Source organism: Microcella humidisoli (genome assembly GCF_024362325.1).
Lineage (GTDB): Bacteria > Actinomycetota > Actinomycetes > Actinomycetales > Microbacteriaceae > Microcella > Microcella humidisoli.
Genome location: NZ_CP101497.1, coordinates 2112007 through 2135349 on the forward strand (window position 1 = coordinate 2112007; position 23343 = coordinate 2135349).

Below are 23343 nucleotides of genomic sequence, written 5' to 3' on the forward strand. Positions count from 1 at the left end.
AGCGGTCGCCCAAATACCCCAGGGGGTATACAATGAGGGCATGACCTCCCCTCGAACCTTCGTCATCGTCGGCGGTGTCGCTGGCGGCATGTCGGCGGCCACGCGCCTGCGCCGCCTCGACGAGCGCGCCCGCATCATCGTGCTCGAGCGCGGCGAGCACGTCTCGTTCGCCAACTGCGGCCTGCCCTATCACGTGGGCGGCGTCATCGCCGATCGCGAGTCGCTCATCCTGCAGACTCCGGCATCGCTCGGTGCCCGATTCGCCCTCGACGTGCGCGTGCGCACCGAGGCGGTCGCGATCGATCGGGATGCCCGCACCGTGCTCGCGCGCGACCTCACGACGGGCGCCGAGCAGTCGATCGGGTACGACGCCCTCATCCTCAGCCCCGGCGCGGCACCCGTGCGCCCTGATATCCCCGGGGTTGACCTCGGCCTCGTGCTGCGCGACATCGCCGACATGGATCGCATCATCGCAGCGGCTCAGCACGCGCGCCGTGCGGTCATCGCGGGGGCGGGCTTCATCGGCCTCGAACTCGCCGAGAACCTGCGCCACCGCGGCCTCGACGTCGCGGTCGTGCAATCGATGCCGCACGTGCTGCGTCCCTTCGACGTCGAGATGGCGCACATCGTGGCGCAGCGCCTGCGCGCGAACGGCGTCGAGCTGCACCTGGGCACGACCCTGACCGGCATCGCGAACGATCACGTCGTGCTCGACGGCGGTGCCGCGACCCTTCCGGCCGACCTCGTCGTGCTCTCGGTCGGGGTGCGCCCCGAGAGCGGCCTCGCCCGCCATGCGGGCCTCGAGCTCGACGCGAGCGGCTCCATCGTCGTCGACGACGAGCAGCGCACCTCCGACCCCGCGATCTTCGCCGTCGGCGACGCCGTCGTGAAGCACCGCTTCGACGGCGACCCCTCGCCGGTCTGGCTCGCGGGCCTCGCGAACCGGCATGGGCGGCTCGCGGCCGATGTCATCGCCGGTCGTCCGCATGCCGCCGTGCCCGCACTCGGCACCGCGGTCATCGGCGTGTTCGGCCTGACCGCCGCGGCCGTCGGCCGCACCGAGCGGGAGCTGCGCGAGGAGGGGCGGGCGATCCGCGTCATCCACACGCACCCCACGAACCACGCCGGCTACTACCCGGGTGCCGAGCAGCTCGCCCTCAAGCTCGTGGTCGACGCCGATACCGACGCCATCCTCGGCGCCCAAGCCATCGGGGGCGGCGCCGAGAAGCGCATCGACGTCATCGCCACGGCGATGGCCGGTGGTATTCCGGCCCGGGGTCTCGCCGACCTCGAGCTCGCGTACGCGCCCCAGTTCGGCTCGGCGAAAGACCCCGTCAACATGCTCGGCTACGTCGATGACAATCTCATCGAGGGGGAGCTGACAGTGCAGTGGCACGAGGTCGCCGGCAAGCAGGCCGAGGGGTGGCGACTGATCGACGTGCGCACGCCGGGCGAGAACGCTCTCGGCGCGATCCCCGGCAGCGAGCTCATCACGCTCGACGAGCTGCGCGACCACGCAGAACGGCTGCGCGGCGAACGCGTCATCGTCACCTGCAAGGTGGGCCAGCGCGGGCACACCGCCGCGGCGCTCCTGCGGCAGTACGGTGTGACGGTGGCCAATCTCGACGGCGGCTACACGACGTGGTGGGCCGGAACCGCGGCCCTCGCGCCGACCCTCGTCGCCGCGTGACCACCCGCACCACCCGATCCGAAGGAGTCCCCATGGCTGACGAGATCACCGTCGACCAGCTCGTGCTCGAGCGCGAGCGCGGTGCGACCGTCATCGACGTGCGCGAGGTCGACGAGTACATCGCCGCCCACGTTCCCGGTGTGCGTCTCGTCCCCCTCGGCACGATCCCCGATGCGCTGGATGCCCTGCCGCGCGATGAGACCGTCTACATCATCTGCCACTCCGGGGCACGCAGCCTGCGCGCCGCCGACTTCCTCAACGCCCAGGGCTTCGACGCCGTCTCGGTGGCGGGCGGCACCTCGGCGTGGGTGCAGCGCGGCCTCGATTACGCGACAGGAGACGACCGATGACGACGATTCCCGCCGACGAGGCCAAGAAAATCGCGAACCGGCTGCGCCGTGCTCAGGGGCAGCTCGGCGCGGTGCTCACGATGATCGAGGACGGCCGGGACTGCCGTGACATCGTCACGCAGTTGAGCGCAGCATCCAGCGCCATTGATCGCGCCGGATTCGCCATCATCGCCTCGGCGCTCAAGGAGTGCCTGCGCGACGGCGAGAACGGCGGCGACCCCGTCGAGGTCGCCGACCTCGAGAAGCTCTTCCTCAGCCTCGCCTGACGACGAACCCGACGAGCAGCGGTCTCACACCAGGGTGCTAGGCTCTGAACGTGAGCAATGCACCGGTTGGGCAGGATGCATCGGCTCCGGAGTGGCAGCGGCTCTGCGCGATTCTCGGGTGGCTGATCTTCGTCATCGCTCTGTTGGTGGCACTGCAACTGGTTCTCACGGCCGTCGCCTGGGGCGTCGGCTCGGCGCTCGGCGCGGGAGCGGTGAGTATCGGCGAGGCCGCCGAGTGGTCGCGCGATGCGCGCATCACCCTCGTCGCGGCCATTCTGACGATCGTGCTCGGGTGGGTTGCGCGGCGGTGGGTTCTCGTCGCCTTCTCCGTGCTGCTCGCCGGGTTGGCCTTCGTCATGAGTGTCGGCCAGGTGACAACCGGCTGACAGGACGCGGTCAGAGCACGCGGCCCAGCCAGGTCGTCGCGTTCGGGTTGTCGTTGTACGGCGCGATCGGCGCGAAGCCGAGGGAGCGGTACAGCGCTGACGCGGCGTCGAGGCTCTCGTTGGTGTCGAGCACGAGCTCAGCGGCGCCCAGCTCGCGGGCCCGTCGGCTGAGCTCGTCCATGAGCGCGCGCCCGTATCCCAATCGGCGAGTGTGCGGCTGCACCCAGAGGTGCTTGACCTCGAAGCGCGGACCGAGCGCCCCGTCGGCGATGCGCCGCACCCCGCCGCAGCCCACATCGGCCGGCTCGCCCGAGAGGTTCTCGCCCTCGACGAGCAGGAACACGCCCGCGGGCGGCGTGAACTCGGTGTCGTCGGGCACGGTGCGGCGGTACGCGTCCGGCCCGGCAGGGAAGCCGTGCGCCCGCGCGGCGAAGTACTGGTCGAGCAGGATTCGAGCGGGCTCATCGCTCGGCAGGGCGGTGCGCCAGGTGACCATGGGCTCAGCCTAGGCGAGGGCTCGCCCGCCGTAGACTGGGCGCCATGGTCACTCGGGTCGCCGTCGTCGGTGCGAGCGGACGACTCGGGTCGCTCGCGTGCACGCTCATCGAGCAGCAGTCTGATCTCGCGCTCGTCGCGCGGCTCGACTCGCGCTCCGACCTCGGCGAGATGCTCGGGGCCGATGTCGTGCTCGATGTCACGGCCCCTGGCGTCTCGCCGACGGTCGTCGACCACGCCGTGCGCGCCGGCCTCAAGGTGCTCGTCGGCACGAGCGGCTGGAGCGAGGACCGCCTGCGCACCCTGCGCACCCTGCTGCAGTCGCATCCGGATGCGGGGGTCATCGTGATCCCGAACTTCTCGGTCGGCAGCGTACTCGCGACGCACCTCTCGACCATCGCCGCCCGCTACTTCGAGTCGATCGAGATCGTCGAGACCCACCACGCCGCCAAAGTCGACTCGCCCTCGGGCACGGCCGTGCGCACCGCCGAGCTCATCGGGCACGCTCGTGCCGAGCTGGGCCCCGTCGTCGCCCCGCACACCGACCAGCGGGCCCGCGGGCAGCAGGTCGCGAGCGTGCCCATCCACTCGCTGCGCCTGCAGGGCGCCGTCGCGCGGCAGGACGTGCACTTCGGCGGCACGGGCGAGGTGCTGACGATCACGCACGAGACGCTCTCGCCGAGCTCGTACGAGGCCGGCATCCTGCTCGGTCTGCGGGCGGCGCTCGAGATCACGGGGCTCGTCGTCGGCCTCGACGCCCTCATCGGGCTGAGTGGGTCGGGGGCCAGCCCTGCGGCCGCCGCCGCTGCCGCCGACGCTGCAGCTGCTGATCCGGCCGGGGCCGACGCCGAATGACCCGCGCCCGCTGGGCCGTCTTCGGCATGGCCGCTTTGCTCGGCCTCTACCTCGTCGTGGTGCTCGGCTATGCGCTGCGGCTCATCGGCGATCCGCTGCCGATCGTGCAGGGCATGGGGTGGGCGCTCGTCGTCTTCCCGCTGCTGGGGTTCTGGGCCCTCGTCGTCGAGCTGCGGTTCGGCTTCCGCGCCGAAGCGCTCGCGCGCCGGCTGGAGGCGGAGGGCGGGCTACCCGACGACGAGCTGCCCGCGCGCGTGAGCGGCCGGGTCGAGCGCGAAGCGGCCGACGCGATCTTCGCGCGGTACGCGCTCGAGGTGCAGCAGCATCCCGAATCGTGGCAGCGCTGGTTCCGCCTTGCGCTCGCCTACGACGGCAGCCGCGATCGGCGCCGGGCGCGGTGGGCCATGCGCGAGGCGATGCGTCTCGAGCGTGCTGCGCCGCCCGCCATCCCGCCAGGGGCGTCTGCGCGCTAGACGCTCGCGACCTCGACCGGGGTCGGCCGCACGAGCTCGTCGATGGCCTGCTCGACCGTCTCGTGACGGAACGAGAAGCCGTCGGCGAGCAGCTTCGACGGGATCTGCTTCTGGCTCGCGAGCAGCAGCTCGCGACCGGCTTCGCCCATCATGAGGCTGATGAGGCCTTCGGGCAGGGTGAACAGGTGCCAGCGGTGCATCGCCGCGGCGAGGGCGCGCGTGATGCGGTCGCTCGTCGCGGGGGTGGGGCCAGCGAGGTTGACCGGTCCGCGCAGGTTCGACGTGAGCAGGTGGCGGATCGCCGCCGCCTCGTCATAAAGGCTGATCCACGGCCAATGCTGGCCGCCCGAACCGATGCGCGCCGCCGCACCGAGCGCGGTGAGCAGGCGCAAGGGAGTCATCGCGCCCCCGCGGCCGACCACGAGGCCCGTTCGCAGCAGCACCGTGCGCGTCGCCTCGGGCGCGAGGCCCGCGGCCTCCTCCCAGGCGGCGACGACGTCGCTCAGGAAGCCCTCGCCCTTGCTCGCATCCTCGGTCAAGCGCACCGCGGGGCGGTCGCCGTAATAGCCGACGGCCGACCCGCTCAGGAACACCCGCGGGGGAGTGCTCGCCATCGTCATGCCCTCGGCGAGCGCGCGCGTCGCGCGAACGCGCGAGTCGAGAATCTGCTTCTGATAGCGGCGCGTCCACGGGATCCGCGAGATGGAGGCCCCGGAGAGGTTCACCACGGCGTCCGCCTGCTCGAACACCCGGAAGTCGAGCACGCGGGCGTCAGGGGCCCACGCGAACTCGGTCTCGGAGCGCGGCGCTCGCCGCACGAGCGTGAGCACGGTGTGCCCGTCGGCGCGCAGTTGACGCTGCAGTTCGGTGCCGATCATGCCGGAAGCGCCGGCGATGAGCACGCGCATCGGTGCCGGGGCGGCCACTAGGCGAGCGATGCTTCGAGCGTGATGGCGACGCCCGCGAGCGCCTGCGACACCGGGCAGCCGGTCTTGGCGTCCTCGGCGAAGCCCTGGAACTGCTCGGCCGTGAGGCCCGGAACCTTCGCGCTCACGAGCAGGTGACTGCCCGTGATGCCCTCACCGGGCACGAACGTGACGGCGGCGGTGACCTGCAGGCTCTCGGGGGCGTGTCCGGCCTTGCTGAGCGCGTTCGAGAGCGCCATCGAGTAGCAGGCGGAGTGCGCCGCGCCCAGCAGCTCTTCGGGGTTCGTGCGCCCCGCGACGCCCTCCGAGCGCGCGGCCCACGTGACGGGGAACTCGCCCGCATCCGACGAGTCGAGAGAGGTCGTTCCCGAGCCTTCGAGCAGGGATCCGAACCACAGAGTGGTTGCTTCGCTGGTGACGGCCATGGCAGTGCTCCTGACGACTCGTGCGGGCTGCGGGCCTTCAGCCTACGCGGGTGATGCCGAGCGGCGGATGATTCCGGCGCGCACGAGCAGCACGTAGAACTGGCAGCCCAAGCAGTAGGCGAAGACGGCGTTGAGGAACGCCGCGAGGAAAGCGGCGCTCGCCGCGACCACGAGGGCGCCGGGAACGCCGAGCAGGTGCAGCACGAGCCCCGTCGCCGTCACGAGCAGCCCGACGAGCTGCGCGAAGGTCGGCGGAGCGGGGTGCTCGCGCTCGGTCGGCGGCGCAAGGCGCGGGGCGATCAGACGGCGGTAGAGCAGGCCGTAGGGATGCTTCTGGATGCCCGCGAAGGCTCCCCACGCGAACAGCCCGACGAGCACGGTCAGCAGCAGCGCGGCGGGCTGCAGGGCGCGGGCGGCGAGGTCGGCCCCGAGCGGCGCGGTGAGCCCGAGCAGCACGACGACGAGCAGCAGCACCGAGGTGATCGCGGCCCCGAAGCGCGGACCGCGCGGGTCGATGCCGAACGGCCGCTCGGCGCCGGTCGGTGCCGGCGATGCCCCGCTCACGCGGCCACCAGCCGCGACCGCGCGGCCTCGACCGCGGCGCGCACGTCGGCGGGTGGCACGGCGCCGATCAGGCGCGCGCGCACGTGGCCCTCGTGGTCGAGCACGAGCGTCGTCGGCGTCGAGAACACCGAGTGCCGGCGCGCGATCTCCGGATCGTCGAGCACGTCGACCTCGCGGTGCGCGACGGTGCTGTCGCTCGCCACGAGCTCGCCGGCCACCCGACGCATCGCCGCGCACGCCGAGCAGACCGGGCTCGACAGCTGCACGAGGGTCACCTCGGCGCCCGGAACGACCAGCTCGTGCTCGTCTCCGCCGCAGCCCTTCGCCACGCGAACGCTGCGGGACCGCAGCACGAGGCCGAGCGCCGTCGCAAGGGCGACGAGCGCCACGATCACGACGAGGGCGGGAAGAGCATCCATGATCACCACAATACGAAACCTGCTTCATGCATTCCCGTGTGTGACGCCGCGAGACGACGGCGGGCCCCCGGTAGGGTGACGAACGTGACCGAGCCTGCCGAGATCCAGTTCCGCTCCGATGTGACCGTCGAGCTCGTGCGGGCCAGCGCCCACGACAGCGACGTGCTCTTCGCCGCCCGCGTGTCGACGCAGGGCGAGCAGACGCTCGAGGCCGCGGCGGCGGGCGACGAGGCGACGGCGCGCGATCGCGGACTCATCAACTACCTCATGCGCGACCGCCACGGCTCGCCGTTCGAGCACAACTCGATGACGTTCTACGTGCAGGCGCCCATCTTCGTCTTCCGCGAGTTCATGCGGCACCGCATCGCCTCATACAACGAGGAGAGCGGTCGCTACCGCGAGCTCAACCCGGTGTTCTACGTGCCCGGCCCCGAGCGCAACCTCGTGCAGGTGGGCAAGCCCGGCGCCTACGAGTTCCTGCCCGGCACCCCCGAGCAGACCGCCCTCGTCGACGCGGAGGTGCGCGCCGTGTGCGAGGCGGCCTACGCCTCCTACCAGCGGATGCTCGCCGCAGGTATCGCACGCGAAGTGGCCCGCGCGGTCCTCCCCGTGACGATCTACAGCTCGATGTACGTCACGATGAACGCTCGCTCGCTCATGAACTTCCTCTCGCTGCGCACCAAGCGCGAGGGCACGCACTTCCCGTCGTTCCCGCAGCGCGAGATCGAGATGGTGGCCGAGCTCATGGAGCACCACTTCGCCGAGCTCATGCCCCTCACCTTCGAGGCCTTCAACGCCAACGGCCGCGTCGCGCCCTAGCCGCGCGCCCGCACCGCGGCGACCTGCCCAGCCGGGCGAGTTATCCAAGCGCGCGACCTGACCAGCCGTGACCGGTGGCCCCGTCCCGGTGCCCCTGTCGTGTCCGCTCACCCCGGTGACTCGCAGTGTGCGTGGCGTGTCTGATTCGCACGACGGTGAGTCGCGACAGACTCCGGATTGAACGGACCTCCACGCGCTCCACCCCAACTCTCCTCGACGCGGGGTTACGTGCACATATGGTCGCGTTCCCTCTCGCGTTGCGCCCGGCTGACGGATGCTCGTCGCATGCACTCGTTCACCGCGGCACTGCGAGCACACGGCGGAGTCGCGCGAGCCGCTGACCTCGCCCATGATCAGTCTGGCCAACGCGCGTTGCGACGCGCTCACTCTCGAGGTGAGCTGAGTCGGCTGCGTCGGGGGGTGTACGCGTTGCCTGAACTCGACGCAGACATTCGTCTCGCGGCAGCGGTCGGCGGGCGCATCGCGGGCGTGTCGGCTCTTCGGCACCACGGTCTGTGGGCGCCGCCCGGCGCGAGATCACCCTTGCACGTCGAAGTCGCGGACGACGTCCAGGAACGACCGGCAGAGGCCCAGGGCAGGACCGTGCTCATCCACTGGCTTCCTGCCGGTTCTCGACCCCGCTTCGGCGTCGCACCGCTCGAGGCGGCACTCGCGCGAGCCGCGAACGACCTCCCACTCCCGTTTGCGGTGGCGGTGCTCGACTCTGCGCTTCGAGCCGCCCCGCTGACCCCGGTCGAGCTTCAGTTTCTGGCAGCGGGCTGGCGGCCGCAGGCGAGGGCCGCCGCGGCGCTCGCCGATGAGCGCTCTGAGTCGGGCACGGAGAGCGTGCTGCGAGTGCTGCTGCGCGAGGCGGGAATCCAAGCGACGCCGCAGGCTTCGCTTCCGATCGGCGACTTCGCGCGCGCCGATCTGCTCGTCGGCGATCGCCTCCTCATCGAGTGCGACAGCGAGGCTCACCACGCCGAGCCGGCGAACCGGCGGGCAGATCTCCGGCGGGATGAGTCGCTTATGGCCCTCGGCTTCATCGTTCTGCGACCCGACTACCGCCAGGTGTTCGACGACCCAGCGGGGATCGTCGCGACCGTTGCGGCCATCGTTGCCCGGGGAGACCACCTGTCCGCTCGCCCCGGAGTGTGAGGCCGACCACAGTGAGTCGCACCTTGCAGCCGGCAAGTCGCACGATTCGCCGGGGCGAGCGGACACTCGCCCGCCCACACCCCCCGGTGGCAGGTATCGGGCGGGGATACGTCAGAGAGAGCGACCGCGAGCCGGGCCGCGCGTGAGCGCGATACCCTGAAGCACGTGTCTGCGAACAACCCCTTCGGTCAAGTGCTCGTCGCGCTCGTCACGCCCATGCTGGCGGACGGCGAAGTCGACTGGGCCGGGGTCGAGAAGCACATCGACGACGTGATCGGTGCGGGCGCCGACGGCATCGTCGTGACGGGCACGACGGGGGAGACGAGCACCCTGACCGACGCCGAGAAGATCCGGCTGGTCGAGGTCGGCAAGTCGGTGAGCGCGGGCCGGGCATCCATCATCACGGGCGGCGGCTCGAACGAGACCGCGCACGCGATCGAGCTCTACAAGGCGAGCGCGAAGGCCGGCGCCGACGGCGTCATGATCGTCACGCCGTACTACAACAAGCCGACGCAGGCAGGTGTGCTCACGCACTTCCGCATGGTCGCCGACGCGACCGACCTGCCGGTGATCCTCTACGACATCCCGGGTCGCGCGGGCATCCCGATCATGTACGAGACGATCCTGCGCGCCGCGAAGCACCCGAACATCCTCGCCGTCAAAGACGCAAAGGGCGACCTGAGCGAGGTCAGCCGCGTGCTCAACCAGACCGACCTCATGTACTTCGCGGGCGACGACGCCAACGTGCTGCCGACGCTCGCGATCGGCGGCACGGGGCTCATCGGCGTCACGGCCAACGTCGCCCCGGGGTCGTATCGCACGATCGTCGACGCCGTGAACGCCAACGACCTGGCGACGGCGACGGCCGAGCACCAGCACCTCGAGCCCCTCGTACGCGCGATCATGACCCACGTTCCGGGCACCGTCGCGACCAAGTACGTGCTGCACGGCCTCGGCCGCATCGGCACCCCGCGCGTGCGCTTGCCGCTCGTCGGCCCCGAAGAGCACGAGGCCGCCGTCATCGAAGACGAGCTCGACCTCGTGCAGAGCGTGGCGGGCGTCGACTTCCACAACTTCCGACCCGACCGCAACGCCGCGGCCGGCGGTGCCTTGCCCAAGGTGGCCGGCACCACCCGCTAGACCGAATCAGGGGGCTCGCGCCCCACCGCGCACCACCAGAAGCAGAGGCGACACATGCCCACCGAACTCTTCCGCCCGCCCGTTCTCGATCCCGGCACGCTGCGCATCATCCCGCTCGGTGGCATCGGCGAGATCGGCCGCAACATGACCGTCTTCGAGATCGACGGAAAGCTGCTCATCATCGACTGCGGCGTGCTCTTCCCCGAAGAGACCCAGCCCGGCGTCGACCTGATCCTCCCCGACTTCGAGCCCATCCGCGATCGTCTCGACGACATCATCGCCGTCGTGTTGACGCACGGTCACGAAGACCACATCGGCGCCGTGCCCTACCTGCTGCGCATGCGGCAGGACATCCCGATCCTCGGCTCGAAGCTCACGCTCGCCTTCATCGAGGCGAAGCTCAAGGAGCACCGCATTGAGCCCTACACCCACATGGTGCGGGAGGGGCAGGTCGAGAAGCTCGGACCGTTCACCCTCGAATTCATCGCCGTCAACCACTCGATTCCGGATGCCCTCGCCATCGTCGTGCAGACCGCGGGCGGCACGGTGCTGCACACGGGTGACTTCAAGATGGACCAGTTGCCCTTGGATGACCGCATCACCGACCTGCGTGCGATCGCCCGCTGGGGCGAGCAGGGCGTCGACCTCGTGCTGAGCGACTCGACGAACGCCGATGTTCCCGGGTTCACGGCGCTCGAGCGCGACATCGGGCCGGTGCTCGAGAGCGTGATCGCGCGCGCCCCGCGCCGCGTCATCGTCGCGAGCTTCTCGAGCCACGTGCACCGCGTGCAGCAGGTGCTCGATGCCGCGCACGCGAACGGGCGCAAGGTCGCGCTCATGGGCCGCAGCATGGTGCGCAACATGACGATCGCGGCCGATCTCGGCTTCTTGAAGGTGCCCGACGACATCCTCATCGACCACAAGAAGGCCGCGAACCTGCCCGACGACCAGATCGTCTACATGTCGACCGGCAGTCAGGGCGAGCCCATGGCGGTGCTCGCGCGCATGGCCAACCTCGAGCACCAGATCGAGATCGGCTCGGGCGACACCGTCATCCTCGCCTCGAGCCTCATCCCGGGCAACGAGAACGCTGTCTACCGCGTCATCAACGGCCTCATGAAGCTCGGAGCCAAGGTCGTGCACAAGGGCACGTCTCGCGTTCACGTCTCGGGTCACGCCTCGGCGGGCGAGCTGCTCTACTTCTACAACGTGCTGCACCCGACGAACGTCATGCCCGTGCACGGCGAGCAGCGCCACCTGGTCGCGAACGCCGAACTCGCGATCGCGACGGGCGTGCCCGAGAAGAACGTCATCGTGGGCGAGAACGGCACGGTCGTCGATCTGCGCGGCGGTGTCGCGCGCGTGACGGGCCAGCTCGACATCGGCTTCGTGTACGTCGACGGTTCGACGGTCGGCGAGATCACCGACGCCGATCTGAAAGACCGCCGCATCCTCGCTGAAGAGGGCTTCATCTCGATCTTCGTGGCCATGGATGCTCAGACCGGCAAGGTCGTCGTCGGCCCTGAGATCCACGCGCGCGGGTTCGCTCCCGACGAGGCGATCTTCGACGACGTCAAGCCGCAGATCATCAAGGCGTTGGTGGATGCCGCCTCCAACGGCACCCGCGACACGCACGCGTTCAGCCAGGTTGTGCGCCGCGTCGTCGGCCGCTGGGTCAACACGCAGCACCGCCGGCGTCCGATGATCGTTCCCGTGGTGATCGAGGCCTAGCCGCCTCGATCACCCAATCGGTGCTGGATTGCCGCGCCGCGCGGCGGCGCGGGCCGAGGCCTAGCGTCGAGGGCGTAGCCTCCAGCGCACAGCCTCTCTATGCTGTGCCCATGAAGGCCTACTGGGCGGTTCCCTCGGCGGGGCTCCTGCTCGCCCTTGCGGCGTGTGCTCCTGAGTTCCCGAGCGCCGAGCCCGGCCCGAGCGAGAGCTCGAGTTCGAGCGCACCCACTGAGCCCAGCCCCGACCCCACGCGGCCATCCGCTGACGAGCTCGCGCTCGCGCCCGGGTCCCTCAACCTGCTCGTGATCGGGCAGCCGGCTCCGGCCCCCGACGATCCGAGGGCGATGATCGTGTTCGACCCGGAAGCGTGCGTGGATCCCGATTTCGGGATCGCGCCGGGTGATCCCGCGGCCGGGCTGTGGCGAGCGGTGCCCGACTACGCGGGCTCGGATGGCGCCGGGCTCTTCGGCGTCGCCGTGGGAGAGTCGGGCGAGGTCGGCGCCATCCAGGTGATCGGTCCGTCGACCGTGCCGACGACCGAGGGCATCGTCATCGGTTCGACGGTCACCGAGCTGCTGGCCGCCTACCCGACGATCACCGGTCCGATCGACGCGGTCGTGAGTAGGCTCTACGTCGTCGACGAGGGTGCCGGCCGCCTGGTCTTCGAGGTCTCGTGGAACGACAGCGCGTTCGAGCCCTACTGGCTGCCCGACGAGCTCGACCGCGTCGTCGTCATGACGACGCACCCCACCTCGGTCGCTCCGTTCGCAGTCTGGGCGACCGACGGCGGCGTGGGCTACTGCGGCGTCTGAGCCCGGCGCGCCCGGCGTCGGCGCGTGTCGCCCCCGGCCGCGGTCGCACGGCGCGGGTACCGTAGGCGCATGGCATCGAGCACCCGGTCGTCGTCGCGCCCGCGCGCCGCATCAGCGCGCTCGGGTGGCGCATCGAGCCGCTCGCGCACGCAGCCCACGAAGAAGCTGCCGGCCGCCCCTGAGCCCGAGCAGGGCATCCTGACTCGTCTCTGGATGGGCCTCGCCCACATGACGGGCGCGACGTTCCGCGTGCTCGGCCGCGAGACGCTCGCGAAAGAGGAGCGGCGCGACGGCGTGCCGTTCTTCATCGTCGTGCTCGCGATCGCAGGTGCCGTCGTCGAATGGTTCTTCGCCACCGACCCCGTGGCCGTCGCCCTCAATGCCTGGACCTTCGGCGGCCTCGTCGGCCGCGTCTCGTTCGCGCTGCCCGTCATCATGCTCGTGTTCGCCGGCTGGCTCTTCCGGCACCCGGCGAGCGTGCACGACAACACGCGCATCGGCATCGGCCTGGGCTTGCTCATCGCGAGCGTCAGCGCGCTCTGCCACATCGCACTCGGGGCCCCGCAGCCCGCGCTGCCCCCGCTCGCGCTCGCCCAGGCCGGCGGCATCCTGGGCTGGATCCTCGGCGGGGTGCTGCTGCTCGCGACCGTCTACGTCGCCGTGCCGGCCCTCGTGGTGCTCGCCGCCCTCTCGGTGCTCATCATGACGAAGACCCCGCCGAACCGCATCGGCGATCGCCTGCGCGAGCTCTACAGCTACCTGTTCGGCGCCGAGCTCGCGCCGCGCGAGCCGAAGGCGAAGGCCGAGACCGAGAGCGTCGAGTTCGGGTCGCTCACCGATCTCGGCCTCGACATGGACGACACGAGCTCGATGCCCTGGTGGCGCAAGGGCAAGTCGACGCGCGAGTCGGCGGCGTTCGACAGCCCCGTCGAGCGCGAGCAGGCCACCGAGGTCATCGACGCGGCGCAGCGCGCTGCTGTCACCGAGAGCCTCGACGACGTGCTGACGGCCGCCGAGCGCGCCGTGCGCCGGTTCACGGGCGAGGTGGATGCCGCGCCCGCGGCTCGCGAGCAGGTCGCGCCCGCCGTCCTCCCGGGCTTCGCCACGAGCGCAAGCGAGAAGGGCGCAGCGGGGGAGTTCGCCCCTCCGGCACGGTCGCGCACCGGGACGCCGTACCGGCTGCCGGCGGCCTCGCTGCTCGCTCCGGGCGATCCGCCGAAGTCGAAGTCGGCGGCCAACGACTCGGTCGTCGCGGCGATCACCGAGGTGCTCGCGCAGTTCCAGGTCGACGCGCGCGTCACGGGCTTCAGCCGCGGTCCGAGCGTCACGCGCTACGAGGTCGAGCTCGGCCCGGGCGTCAAGGTCGAGCGCTTTACGGCGCTCACCAAGAACATCTCGTACGCCGTCGCGAGCAACGAGGTCAACATCCTGTCGCCGATTCCCGGCAAGAGCGCGATCGGCGTCGAGATCCCCAACGTCGACCGCGAGATCGTCAGCCTCGGCGATGTGCTGCGCTCGAGCGCGGCCTCCAAGGCCCTGCACCCCATGACGATCGGGGTGGGCAAGGACGTCGAGGGCGGCTACGTCGTCGCCAACCTCGCGAAGATGCCCCACCTGCTCGTCGCCGGTTCGACGGGCTCGGGCAAGTCGAGCTTCGTCAACTCGATGATCACGAGCGTGCTCATGCGGGCGAAGCCCGCCGAGGTGCGCATGGTGCTCGTCGACCCGAAGCGCGTCGAGCTCGCCGCCTACCAGGGCGTGCCGCACCTCATCACCCCCATCATCACGAACCCCAAGAAGGCGGCCGAGGCGCTGCAGTGGGTCGTCAAGGAGATGGACATGCGGTACGACGACCTCGCGTCGTTCGGGTTCCGCCACATCGACGACTTCAACCGCGCGGTGCTCGCGAACGAGATCGAGCTTCCCGAGGGCAGCAAGCGTCAGCTGCAGCCCTACCCGTACCTGCTCGTGGTGGTCGACGAGCTCGCGGACCTCATGATGGTCGCCCCGCGCGATGTCGAAGACTCGATCGTGCGCATCACGCAGCTTGCCCGCGCGTCCGGCATCCACCTCGTGCTTGCCACCCAGCGTCCGAGTGTCGACGTCGTCACGGGCCTCATCAAGGCCAACGTGCCGAGCCGGCTCGCGTTCGCGGTGTCGAGCATGACCGACAGCCGCGTCATCCTCGACCAGCCGGGCGCCGACAAGCTCATCGGCCAGGGCGACGCGCTCTTCCTGCCGATGGGCGCCTCGAAGGCCGTGCGCGTGCAGGGCGCGTGGGTCACCGAGCACGAGATCGCGGCGGTCGTCGAGCACGTGAAGAAGCAGGCGCTGCCCGAGTACCGCGACGACGTCGCGGCCGAGGCGACCAAGCGCGAGATCGACGCCGACATCGGCGACGACCTCGAGGTGCTGCTCGCCGCCGCCGAGCTCGTCATCAGCACCCAGTTCGGCTCGACCTCGATGCTGCAGCGCAAGCTGCGCGTCGGCTTCGCGAAGGCCGGCCGGCTCATGGATCTGCTCGAATCGCGCGAGATCGTCGGCCCCTCCGAAGGCTCGAAGGCGCGCGACGTGCTCGTGAGCCCCGACCAGCTTCCCGAGGTGCTCGCGCGGCTTCGGGGCGAGGATGCTGCGCCCGCGTCGCGCGTCGCGGACGACCCCGTCCCGCGCATGACGGAGGGGTATCCTGAGGTCGAGGGCGGCTCTGATGAGGACGCCTGGCAGTTGACCGACCGCGAGTGACGCCGCTCAGGCCCGCACCGCGACCATCAGCCGGGAGGCCCGCGTGACCGAGTCCGAGGCGAGCGCCCGGTCCTACTCCCTCCGCGGGCGGGTCGTGCGCGCTGGCGAGTCGCCGGCGAGCAGCGGCAACCTGGCGAACATCATCACGGTGGTGCGCATCCTGCTCGCCCCCGTCTTCGTCGTGCTGCTCGTGCTCGACGGCGGGGCCGACGGCCCGCTGCGCATCGCCGCGGCTCTGCTGTTCATCGTCGCCATCGCGACCGACGGCGTTGACGGCATGCTGGCCCGCCGACGCAATCTCGTGACCGACCTCGGCATCCTGCTCGACCCCATCGCCGACAAGCTGCTCACGGGCGCGGCCCTCGTCATGCTCGCGGTGCTCGCCGAGCTGCCGGTCTGGGTCGTCGTCGTGATCCTCGTGCGCGAGTGGGGCATCACGCTGTTCCGGTTCCTCATGCTGCGCGACCGCGTGATTCCTGCCTCGCGGGGCGGCAAGCTCAAGACCGTCGTGCAGTCGGTCGCCATCTCGTCAGCACTGCTGCCGCTCTGGAACCTCTTCGGCGAGTGGGTGCACGTCGTCAACACCGTGCTCATGTCGGCGGCGTTCGTGCTCACGGTCGTCACCGGCATCGACTACCTCGTGCAGGCGTGGCGCCAGAACCGGGCCGCCGCGTCGTGACCGCTGCCGACCGTGCGGCCGGGCTCGTCGACCGGCTCACGACGGTCGGGCGGTCGGTCGCGGTCGCCGAGTCGCTGACCGGCGGTGCCGTGGTGGCCGCGCTCGTGGGAGTGCCGGGCGCGTCGCTCGTCGTGCGCGGCGGCATCGTCGCCTACGACACGGCGCTCAAGGCCAGCCTGCTCGGCGTTCCGGCCGGGCTGCTCGCTCAGCACGGACCCGTGCATCCCGAGGTCGCGGCGGCCATGGCCGAGGGGGTTCGCGGTGCCGCGGCGGTCGGGGGGCATCCCGCCGATTTCGGGGTGGCGACGACGGGCGTCGCCGGACCGGACCCGCAAGGAGCAGCCCCGGTGGGCCTGGTCTATGTCGCGGTCGCGGATGCGGCGGGCACGACGGTGCGCGAGCACCGCTTTGCGGGCGGCCGCGCCGCGATCCGGGCTCAGGCCTGCGATGCGGCGCTCGACCTGCTCGCCGAGGTGCTCGCCGAGCGTGCGTGAGGCGCTGTCGGGAATGACTGGGGTGACAGTCGTGTTACAGACAGCAGACTGACAACCCCTGCTCAGGTGGCGGCGGTTACAGTGAAGCAATCCGGTTCCGGTAGTGTTACCGGCCCGGCGTGATGCTGGCCGTGAGGCGAGTGAAAAGGAGGTCCCCATGGTTCTGGTTCGACAGGAAATCGGTGAGGTCCTCCGCGACGTGCGTCTGCAGAAGGGCCGCACGTTGCGACAGGTGGCGAGCCGCGCGAGTGTGGCGCTCGGGTACCTGAGCGAGGTCGAGCGGGGGCAGAAGGAGGCGTCGAGCGAGATTCTCGCCTCGGTCGCCGAAGCCCTCGACACCCCGATCTCGGTCATCATGCGCGAGGTGGGCGACCGCCTTGCCGTGATCGAGGGTCTCAGCACCGTTCCCGACACGCTGCCCGACGAGCTCGTCGCGCAGTTCGACGCCGACCTGGCGATGCGCTGACGCCTGCGCGTCGATCGACCCGGCTGTCACGGTGACCCGCAGCGAGTTTCTGCGTGCCATCGCTGACGAGTTCGGCGATGCCTACGGTCGCAGCCTGGTGCGCGATCTCGTGCTGTCGCCGCTCGGCGAGCGCACGGCCGATGAGGCGCTGACGGCGGGCGTCGCGCCGCGTGAGGTCTGGCTGGCGTTGTGCGCGGCGATGGATGTTCCGCGCGAGCGCTGGTACGGCGCGGGGCGCCCCGAGCCCAAGCGCGGCTAGCCGCACCGCGACACGCCGCGCGGCGTCGTTCGAACATCTGTTCGCTTCTCGCATAGACTCCTCCCCAGCGGCACTCGAACACGAGTCACTGCACGTGTTGCGCGTCGAACCCGGCGATGTCGGGTCTGGGGCGTACCGTCGGTCTCGTCGGCGACAGCCGTCACGCCTTGTCGTGATCCGTCCGGCCCTGCTCCATCGGCCGGACGAGGAGCGACAGAAGACAGGCACACCGCGCACGAGATTGAAGGAGTCGCAATGCCCTCTGCAGCAGACCGCGAGAAAGCCCTCGAGACGGCCCTCGCCCAGATCGACCGACAGTTCGGCAAGGGCAGCGTCATGCGCCTGGGCTCCGACGACCGCGCTCCCGTGGCGGTGATCCCGACCGGCTCGATCGCCCTCGACGTCGCTCTCGGCATCGGCGGGCTCCCGCGCGGCCGCATCATCGAGATCTACGGCCCCGAGTCCTCGGGCAAGACGACGCTCACGCTCCACGCCATCGCGAACGTCCAGAAGGCCGGCGGCATCGCGGCCTTCATCGACGCCGAGCACGCCCTCGACCCCGACTACGCGCAGAAGCTCGGCGTGGACATCGACCAGTTGCTCGTCTCCCAGCCCGACACGGGTGAGCAGGCGCTCGAGATCGCCGACATGCTCGTGCGCTCGGGCTCGATCGACCTCGTCGTCATCGACTCGGTCGCGGCGCTCGTGCCGCGCGCCGAGATCGAGGGCGAGATGGGCGACAGCCACGTCGGTCTGCAGGCGCGCCTCATGTCGCAGGCGCTCCGCAAGCTCACGGGCGGGCTCAACAGCACGCAGACCTCGATGATCTTCATCAACCAGCTGCGCGAGAAGATCGGCGTGTTCTTCGGCAGCCCCGAGACCACCGCAGGTGGCAAGGCCCTCAAGTTCTATGCCTCGGTGCGCCTCGATATCCGCCGCATCGAGACCTTGAAAGACGGCACCGAGGCGGTCGGCAACCGCACGCGCGTCAAGGTCGTGAAGAACAAGATGGCCCCGCCGTTCAAGCAGGCCGAGTTCGACATCCTCTACGGCGTCGGCATCTCGCGCGAGGGCAGCCTCATCGACTTCGGCGTCGAGCACGAGATCGTGCGCAAGTCGGGCGCCTGGTACACCTACGAGGGCGACCAGCTCGGCCAGGGCAAAGAGAACGCTCGCAACTTCCTGCTCGAGAACCCGGCTATGGCGGCCGAGATCGAGGCGAAGATCCTCGCCAAGCTCGGCATCGGCGCGAAGCTCGCCGCGGTCGAGCCGGTTGCTCCGGTCGAGAAGGCGCCCAGCAAGGCATCGGCCAAGGCCGCCTCCGTGGCCACCGCTGCCGCTCCTGCCGCACCGAGCACCGAGCAGCCCGAGCTGCGCGCGGCGGCGGGCGCCTGATGCCCGCTTCGCGCGGCCCCGGGCAGAGCGCTGACGGCGTCGACGAGCCGCAGAGCGGTGCGATCGCCCCGGTCACGTTCCTGCCCGGGGCGCGCGAAGCCCAGGCCGAGCGTGATGCGGCCGACGCCGCGGAGTCGGCCGCGAGTCACGAGGCCGACGCTCGTCGCGCCGAGAACGTCACCATGCACGCGCTCACCCGTCGCGGGCAGTCGCGCGCCGAGGTGGCCGACCTGTTGCGTCGACGCGAGATCGATCCGCATGTTGCGGAAGCCGAGCTCGACCGGCTCGAATCCGTCGGTCTCATCGACGACCGGGCGCTGGCGGCCGATCTCGTCGACCGCTTGCGCACGCGCAAGAAGCTCGGCGACTCGGCCCTGCGGTCCGAGCTCATGCGACGCAAGCTCGACCGCTCGGCGATCGACGAGGCTCTCGCCGGTGGTGTAGACGACGACGCGAACGACGACCTCGTGTTCGAGCTCGCTCGTGATCGGGCGCGGCGGCTGGGCGGTCTCGATCGATCCACCGCCGAGCGGCGGCTCGTCGACTTCCTCGCCCGCAAAGGCCATTCGGGCAGCGCGGTGCGCGAAGCCGCTCGGCGAGCCCTCGACGACCGCGACGACGAGCTCGCGGGCGACGCGAGTGGGGCCCCCGCGCGGCTCGCCACCGTGCACCGCGTCGAGTTCCGCTAGCAGCCACCGCGCACCGAGCCGGGGCCTGGTCCGTCGCGCGCCGTAGACTGAGACGACCATGAGCACCGCCGTCACCGAGCCTCTCGCGCCCTCGACCGCCGACCGACGGCGTACCTACGAGGTGCGCACCTTCGGCTGCCAGATGAACGTGCACGACTCCGAGCGCTTGAGCGGTTCGCTCGAGGCCGCGGGCTACGTGCGCGCCCAGAGCGGCCAGGCCGACATCGTCGTCATCAACACCTGCGCTGTGCGCGAGAATGCCGACAACAAGCTCTACGGCACGCTCGGCCACCTGGCGAGCATCAAGCGCGAGCGCGGCGGCGACCTGCAGATCGCCGTCGGAGGGTGCCTCGCGCAGAAAGACACCACGACCATCCTCGAGCGGGCGCCCTACGTCGATGTCGTCTTCGGCACGCACAACATGGGCTCCCTCCCCGTGCTGCTCGAGCGCGCTCGCCACAACGGCGAGGCCCAGCTCGAGATCCTCGAATCGCTCGAGGTGTTCCCCTCCACCCTCCCGACCCGGCGCGAGTCGACATCGAGCGGGTGGGTGAGCATCTCGGTCGGATGCAACAACACCTGCACGTTCTGCATCGTGCCCGCCCTGCGCGGCAAGGAGAAGGATCGCCGCCCGGGCGACATCCTCGCCGAGATCCAGGCGCTCGTCGACGACGGCGCCATCGAGGTCACGCTGCTGGGGCAGAACGTCAACTCCTACGGCGTCGAGTTCGGCGACCGCCTCGCCTTCGGCAAGCTGCTGAGGGCTGCAGGACGCATCGAGGGGCTCGAGCGCCTGCGGTTCACGAGTCCGCATCCCGCAGCGTTCACCGACGATGTCATCGATGCGATGGCCGAAACCCCCGCCGTCATGCCGCAGCTGCACATGCCCTTGCAGTCGGGCTCCGACCGCATCCTCAAGGCCATGCGGCGCTCGTACCGCAGCGACCGCTTCCTGGGCATCCTCGATCGCGTGCGCGACCGCATCCCGCACGCCGCCATCTCGACCGACATCATCGTCGGCTTCCCCGGCGAGACCGAGGAGGACTTCGCCGACACGCTTCGCGTCGTCGAGCAGGCGCGGTTCGCGAGCGCGTTCACGTTCCAGTACTCGATCCGCCCCGGCACGCCCGCGGCGACCATGTCCGACCAGGTTCCGAAGGCCATCGTGCAAGAACGATACGAGCGGCTCACCGCCCTTCAAGACGCCATCAGCGCGGCCGAGAACCAGCGCCAGGTCGGGCGCGAGGTCGAGGTGCTCATCACCGCGGGCGAGGGCAAGAAAGATGCGGAGACCGAGCGCATCTCGGGTCGTGCCGCCGACAGCAGGCTCGTGCACCTCGCCGTGCCCGACGGCAGCGAGCGGCCGCGCCCGGGCGACATCGTGACGACGACCATCACGCACGCGGCGTCGTTTCACCTCATCGCCGACCACGATGCACCGCTCCGTATCCGTCGCACTCGGGCGGGCGATGCGTGGGACCGTGCGCAGGCGGAGAGCTGCGCGGTGCCCGCTCCGGCGGCGGCGGACGGCGGGCGGGCGGTCTTGCTCGGCCTCCCGACCTTGCGCACGCGGGCCGCCGAGGGCGCGCCCGCGGCTCGGTGACGTCGGGCATCCCGACCATGACCGCGACCTCGCCGTGATCGTCGCGCTCGTCGGCGCGACCGGCACCGGCAAGAGCGCGCTCTCGCTCGCGCTCGCGCAGCACTGGGCCGCGCGGGGGATCGCCGCCGAGGTCGTCAACGCTGACGCGATGCAGCTCTACCGCGGGATGGACATCGGCACCGCGAAGCTGCCCGCCGCCGAGCGCACGGCAGTGCCGCACCACCTCATCGACGTGCTCGACGTGACGGACGAGGCGAGCGTCGCCCGCTACCAGCACGATGCGCGCGCGGCGATCGAGGGCATTCTCGCCCGCGGAGCGGTGCCGATCCTCGTCGGGGGTTCGGGACTGTACCTGGCGGCCGTGCTCACCGACTTCCGGTTCCCCGGCACCGACCCGGAGCGGCGCGCGCACTGGGAGTCCGAGCTCGCGCAGCGGGGGCCCGGTGCGCTCCATGCGGTGCTGGTCGAGCGCGATCCCGTGGCGGCTGCCGCCATTGGGCCGCACAACGGCCGCCGCATCGTGCGGGCGCTCGAGGTCGGCGACCTCACCGGAGAGCCGTTCAGCGCGGGCCTCGCCGCGCGCGAGCGGCCCTGGCGCCCCTACCGCCAGTTCGGGCTCGACCTCGACCGCGCGACCCTCGTCGCCCGGCTCGACGAGCGCGTGCGCGGCATGTGGCGCGACGGACTGCTCGACGAGGTGCGGGGGCTCCTGCCGCTCGGGCTCGAGCGCGGCGTCACGGCGAGCCGTGCCATCGGCTACGCGCAGGCGATCGCGCAGCTGCACGGCGAGCTCGACGAGGCCGAGGCGATCGCGCAGACGCAGTCGCTCACGCGCCGCTACGCCCGCCGGCAGGTCGGCTGGTTCCGTCGCGACGCCTCGATCGAGACCCTGGATGCCGCTGCCGACGATCTCGCGGCCCAGGTCGACCACCGGGTCGCCGATCTGCTCGCGGCTAGCATGGGCGGGTGACGACGCTGCGATTCACCAAGGGCCACGGCACCGGCAACGACTTCGTGCTGGTCTCCGACCCCGAGGGCGAGATCGATCTCTCGCCGGTGCAGCGGGCGGGCCTCGCCGACCGCCGGTTCGGCGTCGGGGGAGACGGTGTCATTCGCGCCGTGCGCTCGCACCGCATCCCGGAGGGGCGAGAGCTGCTGGAGGACGCGCCGGATGCCGAGTGGTTCATGGACTACTCGAACGCCGACGGCAGCCTTTCCGAGATGTGCGGCAACGGCATCCGCGTGTTCGTGCGATTCCTCGTCGAGCAGGGCCACATCGAGCTCGCGCCTGGAGCATCGGTCGCGATCGGCACACGGGCGGGTGTGATCGACGTGCACCGCATCGCCGAGGGATTCGCGGCCGACCTGGGCCGGTGGCGCCTCGACGGCGGCGAGCCGCTCGTGCGGGCGCGCGACCTTCCCGTCGCCCGCCCCGGTCTCGGCATCAACGTCGGCAACCCGCACGTCGTCGTCGCGCTCGCGAGTGACGACGAGCTCGAGGCGCTCGACCTCTCGACCGCGCCCGTGCTCGATCCGCCGCCCGCCGCGGGGGCCAACGTCGAGTTCGTCGTCCCCGCCGATCCGCTCGTCGTGGACGGCATCGGGCGCATCAGGATGCGGGTGCACGAGCGGGGGAGCGGCGAGACGCTCTCGTGCGGCACGGGAGCAGTCGCCGCGGCACTCGCCGTGCGCTATTGGGCGGGTTCCGCGGCCCCGAACGAATGGCGCGTGACGGTGCCGGGCGGCGTGCTCGGAGTGCGCATGTTCGCGGCAGAAGACGGCGAGCGCGTCGCGCTCTCCGGCCCCGCTGAGCTCGTCTTCGAGGGTGAGCTCACGCTCTAGACCCGCGGCGCTCCGACCGTCGTGATCGGCCCGGTCAGTCCCGAGCGGTTGCGCACGCGCAGCACGCGAAACCCCTTGTTGGTGGCCGCGCGCGACACGGCGAGCTCGCCCTGGTAGCGCGCCTCCATCCAGCGCTGCAGCGAATCGCTGCCGAGGTTGCGCGCCACGACGAGCCAGGCATCGGCGCTCTCGCGCAGCCGCGGCAGCCAGCGGTCGAGCATGCCGTGCAGCTCGTTCTTGCCGACCCTGATGGGCGGGTTCGACCAGATCGTCATGAACCGCACGTCGTCGGGAACCTCGTCCGGCGTCGCCGCCCGTACGTTGTCGAGCCCGAGCGCGGCGGCATTGCGGCGCGTCAGCTCGAGCGCGCGCTCGTTGACATCGACGGCCCAGACGGTCGCGTGCGGCGACTCCAGCGCGAGCGTGAGCGCGATCGGCCCCCACCCGCATCCGAGATCGAGCAGGTCGCCGCTCGGCGGGGGAGGGGGAACGTGCGAGAGCAGCACCTGGGTTCCGACATCGAGCCCGCCCGGGCTGAACACGCCCCCCGCCGTCTGCAGCTCGACCGGGCGCCCCGCGAGGGTGACCGTGAGCGGCTTGGCCACGAACGCCCCGCTCGGCTGGGCGGTGAAGTAGTGGTCGGCGGCCATGCGCAGAATCTACCG

General features: G+C 70.9%; 27 protein-coding genes. 21 read left to right on the forward strand and 6 right to left on the reverse strand.

Going from position 1 to position 23343, the window contains the following annotated elements; genetic code table 11:
* The first annotated feature begins 40 nt into the window (after positions 1-40).
* The 4 genes from NNL39_RS10255 to NNL39_RS10270 are packed head-to-tail and all read left to right on the forward strand — an operon-like array spanning position 41 to position 2692.
* Positions 41-1690, forward strand: a complete 1650-nt coding sequence (locus tag NNL39_RS10255) for an FAD-dependent oxidoreductase (RefSeq protein WP_255159187.1) — start codon at positions 41-43, stop codon at positions 1688-1690.
* A 32-nt stretch (positions 1691-1722) separates the two neighbouring features.
* A complete protein-coding gene (locus NNL39_RS10260; RefSeq protein WP_255159188.1) occupies positions 1723-2040 on the forward strand; it encodes a rhodanese-like domain-containing protein in 318 nt (105 codons plus the stop codon).
* Positions 2037-2306 (forward strand): metal-sensitive transcriptional regulator, encoded by a 270-nt coding sequence (locus NNL39_RS10265; protein ID WP_255159189.1) that lies wholly within the window; start codon positions 2037-2039, stop codon positions 2304-2306. Before NNL39_RS10260 ends, NNL39_RS10265 begins: the two co-directional genes overlap by 4 nt.
* Before the next feature lie 50 nt (positions 2307-2356).
* The gene (locus NNL39_RS10270) at positions 2357-2692 is read left to right on the forward strand and encodes a hypothetical protein (RefSeq protein ID WP_255159190.1); all 336 of its coding nucleotides are present in this window, start codon (positions 2357-2359) and stop codon (positions 2690-2692) included.
* 10 nt (positions 2693-2702) lie between these two features.
* Here NNL39_RS10270 and NNL39_RS10275 read toward each other — a convergent pair whose 3' ends face one another.
* A complete protein-coding gene (locus tag NNL39_RS10275) occupies positions 2703-3188 on the reverse strand; it encodes a GNAT family N-acetyltransferase (RefSeq protein WP_255159191.1) in 486 nt (161 codons plus the stop codon).
* A 44-nt stretch (positions 3189-3232) separates the two neighbouring features.
* Here NNL39_RS10275 and dapB point away from each other — a divergent pair, with 44 nt between their 5' ends.
* The gene (dapB, locus tag NNL39_RS10280; protein WP_255159192.1) at positions 3233-4042 is read left to right on the forward strand and encodes a 4-hydroxy-tetrahydrodipicolinate reductase; all 810 of its coding nucleotides are present in this window, start codon (positions 3233-3235) and stop codon (positions 4040-4042) included.
* A complete protein-coding gene (locus tag NNL39_RS10285) occupies positions 4039-4515 on the forward strand; it encodes a hypothetical protein (RefSeq protein WP_255159193.1) in 477 nt (158 codons plus the stop codon). The genes dapB and NNL39_RS10285 overlap by 4 nt, the downstream gene beginning before the upstream one ends.
* Here the strand turns inward: NNL39_RS10285 and NNL39_RS10290 are convergent.
* Genes NNL39_RS10290 through NNL39_RS10305 form a run of 4 tightly spaced genes read right to left on the reverse strand, consistent with a single transcriptional unit; the run spans position 4512 to position 6849 of the window.
* On the reverse strand, positions 4512-5441 hold the full coding sequence (locus tag NNL39_RS10290) for a TIGR01777 family oxidoreductase (protein WP_322972912.1): 930 nt from the start codon (positions 5439-5441) through the stop codon (positions 4512-4514). The genes NNL39_RS10285 and NNL39_RS10290 overlap by 4 nt on opposite strands.
* Positions 5441-5866: an OsmC family peroxiredoxin gene (locus NNL39_RS10295; RefSeq protein WP_255159194.1), complete on the reverse strand. Its 426-nt coding sequence runs from the start codon at positions 5864-5866 to the stop codon at positions 5441-5443. The genes NNL39_RS10290 and NNL39_RS10295 overlap by 1 nt, the downstream gene beginning before the upstream one ends.
* Positions 5867-5908: 42 nt before the next feature.
* A complete protein-coding gene (locus NNL39_RS10300; protein WP_255159195.1) occupies positions 5909-6430 on the reverse strand; it encodes a DUF4395 domain-containing protein in 522 nt (173 codons plus the stop codon).
* Positions 6427-6849, reverse strand: a complete 423-nt coding sequence (locus tag NNL39_RS10305; protein ID WP_255159196.1) for a thioredoxin family protein — start codon at positions 6847-6849, stop codon at positions 6427-6429. Before NNL39_RS10305 ends, NNL39_RS10300 begins: the two co-directional genes overlap by 4 nt.
* Before the next feature lie 84 nt (positions 6850-6933).
* Here NNL39_RS10305 and thyX point away from each other — a divergent pair, with 84 nt between their 5' ends.
* The 15 genes from thyX to dapF all read left to right on the forward strand — a co-directional run bounded on the left by thyX (position 6934) and on the right by dapF (position 22678).
* Positions 6934-7668: an FAD-dependent thymidylate synthase gene (thyX, locus tag NNL39_RS10310; protein ID WP_255159197.1), complete on the forward strand. Its 735-nt coding sequence runs from the start codon at positions 6934-6936 to the stop codon at positions 7666-7668.
* Between the two features lie 285 nt (positions 7669-7953).
* Positions 7954-8826: a type IV toxin-antitoxin system AbiEi family antitoxin domain-containing protein gene (locus tag NNL39_RS10315; protein WP_255159198.1), complete on the forward strand. Its 873-nt coding sequence runs from the start codon at positions 7954-7956 to the stop codon at positions 8824-8826.
* A gap of 165 nt (positions 8827-8991) precedes the next feature.
* Positions 8992-9966: a 4-hydroxy-tetrahydrodipicolinate synthase gene (gene dapA / locus NNL39_RS10320; RefSeq protein WP_255159199.1), complete on the forward strand. Its 975-nt coding sequence runs from the start codon at positions 8992-8994 to the stop codon at positions 9964-9966.
* 54 nt (positions 9967-10020) lie between these two features.
* Positions 10021-11697 (forward strand): ribonuclease J, encoded by a 1677-nt coding sequence (locus tag NNL39_RS10325; RefSeq protein ID WP_255159200.1) that lies wholly within the window; start codon positions 10021-10023, stop codon positions 11695-11697.
* A 110-nt stretch (positions 11698-11807) separates the two neighbouring features.
* Positions 11808-12509 (forward strand): hypothetical protein, encoded by a 702-nt coding sequence (locus NNL39_RS10330; protein ID WP_255159201.1) that lies wholly within the window; start codon positions 11808-11810, stop codon positions 12507-12509.
* Positions 12510-12578: 69 nt separating this feature from the next.
* On the forward strand, positions 12579-15251 hold the full coding sequence (locus NNL39_RS10335; RefSeq protein ID WP_255159202.1) for a DNA translocase FtsK: 2673 nt from the start codon (positions 12579-12581) through the stop codon (positions 15249-15251).
* Between the two features lie 43 nt (positions 15252-15294).
* Complete coding sequence (pgsA, locus tag NNL39_RS10340) at positions 15295-15930, forward strand: CDP-diacylglycerol--glycerol-3-phosphate 3-phosphatidyltransferase (RefSeq protein WP_407665114.1); 636 nt, start codon at positions 15295-15297, stop codon at positions 15928-15930.
* Complete coding sequence (locus tag NNL39_RS10345; protein ID WP_255159203.1) at positions 15927-16424, forward strand: CinA family protein; 498 nt, start codon at positions 15927-15929, stop codon at positions 16422-16424. Before pgsA ends, NNL39_RS10345 begins: the two co-directional genes overlap by 4 nt.
* A 157-nt stretch (positions 16425-16581) precedes the next feature.
* Positions 16582-16890, forward strand: coding sequence for a helix-turn-helix domain-containing protein (locus NNL39_RS10350; RefSeq protein ID WP_255159204.1), 309 nt, complete (start codon positions 16582-16584; stop codon positions 16888-16890).
* Between the two features lie 31 nt (positions 16891-16921).
* Positions 16922-17149, forward strand: a complete 228-nt coding sequence (locus NNL39_RS10355; RefSeq protein WP_255159205.1) for a DUF3046 domain-containing protein — start codon at positions 16922-16924, stop codon at positions 17147-17149.
* A gap of 255 nt (positions 17150-17404) precedes the next feature.
* Complete coding sequence (recA, locus tag NNL39_RS10360) at positions 17405-18544, forward strand: recombinase RecA (protein WP_255159206.1); 1140 nt, start codon at positions 17405-17407, stop codon at positions 18542-18544.
* Positions 18544-19233 (forward strand): regulatory protein RecX, encoded by a 690-nt coding sequence (locus tag NNL39_RS10365; protein ID WP_255159207.1) that lies wholly within the window; start codon positions 18544-18546, stop codon positions 19231-19233. Before recA ends, NNL39_RS10365 begins: the two co-directional genes overlap by 1 nt.
* 58 nt (positions 19234-19291) lie before the next feature.
* Positions 19292-20836, forward strand: a complete 1545-nt coding sequence (gene miaB / locus NNL39_RS10370) for a tRNA (N6-isopentenyl adenosine(37)-C2)-methylthiotransferase MiaB (protein ID WP_255159208.1) — start codon at positions 19292-19294, stop codon at positions 20834-20836.
* Between the two features lie 34 nt (positions 20837-20870).
* On the forward strand, positions 20871-21806 hold the full coding sequence (miaA, locus tag NNL39_RS10375) for a tRNA (adenosine(37)-N6)-dimethylallyltransferase MiaA (RefSeq protein ID WP_255159209.1): 936 nt from the start codon (positions 20871-20873) through the stop codon (positions 21804-21806).
* The gene (gene dapF, locus NNL39_RS10380; protein WP_255159210.1) at positions 21803-22678 is read left to right on the forward strand and encodes a diaminopimelate epimerase; all 876 of its coding nucleotides are present in this window, start codon (positions 21803-21805) and stop codon (positions 22676-22678) included. Before miaA ends, dapF begins: the two co-directional genes overlap by 4 nt.
* Here dapF and NNL39_RS10385 read toward each other — a convergent pair.
* Positions 22675-23328: a class I SAM-dependent methyltransferase gene (locus NNL39_RS10385; RefSeq protein WP_255159211.1), complete on the reverse strand. Its 654-nt coding sequence runs from the start codon at positions 23326-23328 to the stop codon at positions 22675-22677. The genes dapF and NNL39_RS10385 overlap by 4 nt on opposite strands.
* Positions 23329-23343 lie beyond the last annotated feature (15 nt).

What these genes read in the sequence shown, in the direction of transcription:
- NNL39_RS10255 (WP_255159187.1), top strand. Translation starts at nt 41, where the DNA reads ATGACCTCCCCTCGAACCTTCGTCATCGTCGGCGGTGTCGCTGGCGGC.
- NNL39_RS10260 (WP_255159188.1), top strand. Translation starts at nt 1,723, where the DNA reads ATGGCTGACGAGATCACCGTCGACCAGCTCGTGCTCGAGCGCGAGCGC.
- NNL39_RS10265 (WP_255159189.1), top strand. Translation starts at nt 2,037, where the DNA reads ATGACGACGATTCCCGCCGACGAGGCCAAGAAAATCGCGAACCGGCTG.
- NNL39_RS10275 (WP_255159191.1), bottom strand. Translation starts at nt 3,188, where the DNA reads ATGGTCACCTGGCGCACCGCCCTGCCGAGCGATGAGCCCGCTCGAATC.
- dapB (WP_255159192.1), top strand. Translation starts at nt 3,233, where the DNA reads ATGGTCACTCGGGTCGCCGTCGTCGGTGCGAGCGGACGACTCGGGTCG.
- NNL39_RS10285 (WP_255159193.1), top strand. Translation starts at nt 4,039, where the DNA reads ATGACCCGCGCCCGCTGGGCCGTCTTCGGCATGGCCGCTTTGCTCGGC.
- NNL39_RS10295 (WP_255159194.1), bottom strand. Translation starts at nt 5,866, where the DNA reads ATGGCCGTCACCAGCGAAGCAACCACTCTGTGGTTCGGATCCCTGCTC.
- NNL39_RS10305 (WP_255159196.1), bottom strand. Translation starts at nt 6,849, where the DNA reads ATGGATGCTCTTCCCGCCCTCGTCGTGATCGTGGCGCTCGTCGCCCTT.
- NNL39_RS10315 (WP_255159198.1), top strand. Translation starts at nt 7,954, where the DNA reads ATGCACTCGTTCACCGCGGCACTGCGAGCACACGGCGGAGTCGCGCGA.
- NNL39_RS10325 (WP_255159200.1), top strand. Translation starts at nt 10,021, where the DNA reads ATGCCCACCGAACTCTTCCGCCCGCCCGTTCTCGATCCCGGCACGCTG.
- NNL39_RS10330 (WP_255159201.1), top strand. Translation starts at nt 11,808, where the DNA reads ATGAAGGCCTACTGGGCGGTTCCCTCGGCGGGGCTCCTGCTCGCCCTT.
- NNL39_RS10335 (WP_255159202.1), top strand. Translation starts at nt 12,579, where the DNA reads ATGGCATCGAGCACCCGGTCGTCGTCGCGCCCGCGCGCCGCATCAGCG.
- NNL39_RS10350 (WP_255159204.1), top strand. Translation starts at nt 16,582, where the DNA reads ATGGTTCTGGTTCGACAGGAAATCGGTGAGGTCCTCCGCGACGTGCGT.
- recA (WP_255159206.1), top strand. Translation starts at nt 17,405, where the DNA reads ATGCCCTCTGCAGCAGACCGCGAGAAAGCCCTCGAGACGGCCCTCGCC.
- NNL39_RS10365 (WP_255159207.1), top strand. Translation starts at nt 18,544, where the DNA reads ATGCCCGCTTCGCGCGGCCCCGGGCAGAGCGCTGACGGCGTCGACGAG.
- miaB (WP_255159208.1), top strand. Translation starts at nt 19,292, where the DNA reads ATGAGCACCGCCGTCACCGAGCCTCTCGCGCCCTCGACCGCCGACCGA.
- NNL39_RS10385 (WP_255159211.1), bottom strand. Translation starts at nt 23,328, where the DNA reads ATGGCCGCCGACCACTACTTCACCGCCCAGCCGAGCGGGGCGTTCGTG.